Origin of the sequence: Pseudomonas sp. NY15372, from assembly GCF_048068215.1 — a bacterium.
GTDB classification, from domain to species: domain Bacteria; phylum Pseudomonadota; class Gammaproteobacteria; order Pseudomonadales; family Pseudomonadaceae; genus Aquipseudomonas; species Aquipseudomonas guariconensis_A.
The window spans coordinates 1-892 of the sequence record NZ_JBLUPY010000079.1 but is presented as its reverse complement, the minus strand read 5'-3'; the positions used below and the strand labels follow the sequence as shown (position 1 = coordinate 892).

The window sequence follows — 892 nt, the reverse complement described above, 5'->3', positions numbered from 1 at the left end:
GCTGCCATCGGTATCGGTAGCCGTTACCGTGAAGCTTTCGCTGAGGCTGTTGGCTTCGTTGGCATTTGGATGGGCTTCGTTGTCGGTCAGCGTGTAGCTGTAGCTCACTACACCAGTGCTGGCGTTGTAGCCCGTAATGGTGAGGGTGTTGCCCAGTCCAGTCGTCACCGATTGCGGGAAGCCCGCGACCACGCCGCCGCTGACGACGGTGATGCCGCCCACGGTCAGGGTTTGCAGGCCATCCAGCGCCGTGACGGTAAAGGTACCGGTCTGGGTCAAGGCTGGGGTGTCCGGTGCACTGCCTTCGCCCAGATTTTTCTCATAGACGGTCAGCTCACCGCCTTGTACACCCAGACCGTCCAGAGTGACCGGATCGTTGAGGTTGGTGACGTTCAGCTCCAGCACTGCAGTGCGCACATCACCGTCGGCATCGGTCAGCGTATAGGTGAACTGTTCTATACCGCTGCCGCCGCCGTGCAGATTGAAGAAGTCCGGGTCGCTGGTGTTGAGTGTGTAGGTGTAGGAACCATTAGCCGACAGCACCAGGGTGCCGTAGGTGCCCACGAAGGTGCCGGCGGTGATCGGGCCACTCGGGACGCGGTCGGCGCCCTGGGTATCGTTGCTCAGGACATTGCCGGTGAGCGTAGTGTGCTGCTCGGTGGCGGTTTCGAGGTTGCTGTCACCCACAGCAGTCGGCAGGTCGTCGATGATGTTCACATCGAGGTTGCCGGTGGCTGTGCTGCCGTCGGTGTCGGTGGCCGTTACCGTGAAGCTTTCGCTGAGGCTGTTGGCTTCGTTGGCATTTGGATGGGCTTCGTTGTCAGTCAGCGTGTAGCTGTAGCTCACCACCCCGGTGCTGGGGTTGTAGCCGGTGATAGTCAGGGTATTGCCC

1 protein-coding gene is annotated in these 892 nt (G+C 61.0%); it reads right to left on the bottom strand.

From position 1 onward, the window contains the following. Positions 1–892: Ig-like domain-containing protein (locus ACNFG0_RS22815; protein WP_416766522.1), on the bottom strand; the 892-nt coding region annotated here is incomplete at both ends.